This is a genomic window from Streptomyces triticirhizae, assembly GCF_003696235.1.
Classification (GTDB): domain Bacteria; phylum Actinomycetota; class Actinomycetes; order Streptomycetales; family Streptomycetaceae; genus Streptomyces; species Streptomyces triticirhizae.
Genome location: NZ_RFFJ01000358.1, coordinates 1 through 2545 on the forward strand (window position 1 = coordinate 1; position 2545 = coordinate 2545).

General features: G+C 76.1%; 1 protein-coding gene and 1 pseudogene. Both read left to right on the plus strand.

Translation table 11 applies throughout. The annotated features are described in order from the left end of the window. The first annotated feature begins 159 nt into the window (after positions 1–159). Complete coding sequence (locus tag EBN88_RS29540; RefSeq protein WP_122400050.1) at positions 160–1986, plus strand: LpqB family beta-propeller domain-containing protein; 1827 nt, start codon at positions 160–162, stop codon at positions 1984–1986. Between the two features lie 223 nt (positions 1987–2209). Next, positions 2210–2545 (plus strand): annotated as a pseudogene (locus EBN88_RS29545) (ComF family protein); the annotation flags it as partial.

Sequence of the window (2545 nt, forward strand, 5' to 3'; positions counted from 1 at the left end):
TGGCGGCGGCCCGCGCGGTCTCGGCGGCGCCGGGTGCGGTCTCGGCGGCGCCGGGCGACGGCGAGAGCCCGGCGGATGGGCCGGCGAGCGGGCCCTCGGGCGCTCCTTCGGGGGGGCCGTCGGCGGCGAGTGGCGCGGTCACCGGCGGGGAGGGCGGCCATGAGCGGTGAGGCGCGGCGGTGTTGGCCGGTCGCGGTGGTGGCGCTGGCGCTGCTGCTGTCCGGCTGCGCTTCGATGCCGAGCGGCGGCTCGGTGCAGCGGGTGGACTCCTCGCAGCGGGCCGAGGGCGACTCCCAGGTGCGGGTCGACGGGGTCAGCCCGCAGGAGGACGCCGCGCCCGAGGAGATCGTCCAGGGCTTCCTTGAGGCCGTCACCAGCGACGACGCCGAGTACGAGACGGCCAAGGAGTATCTGACGCCCGAGCGGCGGGAGTTGTGGGACCCGTTCCACAGCACCACGGTGCTGACGACGGGCGTCAGCAACCGACTGCTGGACGCCGAGACGGACGCCGGGACCGAGGAGGGCACCAGCCAGGTCGAGATCTCGGGCACCCGGCTGGCCAACGTCGACGAGGCGCATGTCTACAGCCCCCGTGAGGGCGAGTTCCGCACGGTGCTCCAGCTGCGGAGGATCGAGGGGCAGTGGCGGATCGACATGCTGCCGGACGGGCTGGTGATGGGCGAGGCCGACTTCCGGCGGATCTACCACGCGGTCAACACCTACTACTACGCGGACCTGCGGCCCGAGTCCGACCGCGTCGACGGGGGCGACGGGGTGCTGGTGCCGGACCCGATCTATGTGCGGCGGCGGGTCGAGCCCGTCTCGGAGAGCGTGCGGACCCTGCTGGCCGGGCCGAGCGAGTGGCTGAGCCCGGTCGTGACCTCGGCGTTCCCCAGCGATGTGCGGCTGACCGGCGACGGCGTCAACATCGACGGGGAGGGCCGGCTCAGCGTGCGGCTGGCGGGGGTGCCGGGCGGCTGGCCGGAGTCCCGGTGCGAGCGGATGGCGGCGCAGCTGTTGCACACCGCGCAGGACGTGGCCTCGGTCGAGATCACCGAGGTCAGGCTGCGGACCGCCTCGGGCGACCGGCTGTGCGAGGAGACGGCGACCGAGGCGCGTGACCTGGCGCCCGGGCTGCTGGACGGCGACGCCGAGCAGGGCTACTACCTGGACGAGGAGCACCGGCTGGTCTCGCTCTCCGACGGCCACGACGAGAAGCCGTTCCCGGTCAGCGGCCCGCTCGGGCAGCGCGGCGCGGAGCTGCGCAGCGCGGCGGTCAGCCGCGACGGCGAGCTGGCCGCCGGGGTCAGCGTGGACGGCTCGACGCTCTATGTCGCGCCGCTGTCGGACCGCGACGCCGAGCCGGAGGCGATGCCGCTGGCCGACCCGACCGACGAGAACGGCGGTCTCTCCGCGCCCAGTTGGGACGGCCTCGGCGACCTGTGGCTGGCCGACCGGGACGCGGACGCGCCCCGGCTGCTGCGGCTGAGCGGCGGCGGGGGCACGCCCAGGGAGGTGCCGGTGGAGGGCCTGCGCGAGGGGCAGCGGATCGAGGCGCTGCGGGTCGCGCCCGACGGGGTGCGGATCGCGATGCTCGTGGGGAACGAGGAACGCACCTCGCTGCTGCTGGGCCGCGTGGAGCGGACCGAGACCGAGGAGGGCACCGACGTCTCGGTCACCGAACCCCGGCCGGTGACGCCGCAGTTGGCGGACACCGTGGCGGTGTCCTGGGCGGGCGACAGCGGACTGGTGGTGGTCGGCCGGCCGGTGGACGGGGTCGAGCAGATCAGCTACGTGGAGACGGACGGCTCCACCGGCGGCGCGCCCAGCGTGCCGGGGCTCAACGACGTCCGTGCGGTCGCGGTGACCGAGGAGGAGGGCCGGCCGATGCTGGCCGAGACTGGGAACCGCATCGCGCGGCTCGGCGAGGACGGCCAGTGGAAGCTGGTCGCCGAGGTGGGATCGACGCCGCTCTACCCGGGCTGAGCGGAACGCGGGCTGGGCGGAACGCGGGCTGGGCGGGGCTGACGGCGCGGCGGGGGCCGTTCCCTGTGCCGTCGCCTGCCGTCGCCTGCCGTCGCCTGCCGTCGCCGTGCCGACCTCCGCGCCGTCGTCCGGGGGTGACGTCCGGGTTGACGCCGGGGCCCCGTTCGGGGGAACGCCGCCGGAACTCGGGTGCGCCGCACGGGTGATGGGCCACGGTGGGGCCATGCGCGGATGGTGGCGGGAGATCTGTTCCCTGGTGCTGCCCACCGAGTGCGCCGGCTGCGGCCGGGGGCGCACGGGTGTGTGTGAGCGTTGCGCGGACGAGCTGCGCGCCGGTCGGGTGCGCCGGGTGTATCCGGTGCCGACGCCGGCGGGCCTGCCCGGGGTCTGGGCGGCGGCCCCCTACGCGGACGCGGTGCGCGGGATGCTGCTCGCGCACAAGGAGCGCGGGATGCTGCCCCTGGCCCGCCCGCTCGGCGGGGCGCTGGGGCGGGCGGCCCTGGCCGCGCTGGCCGGGCGGCCGGGCGGGGAGTGGGCGTTGGTGCCGGTGCCCTCGGCG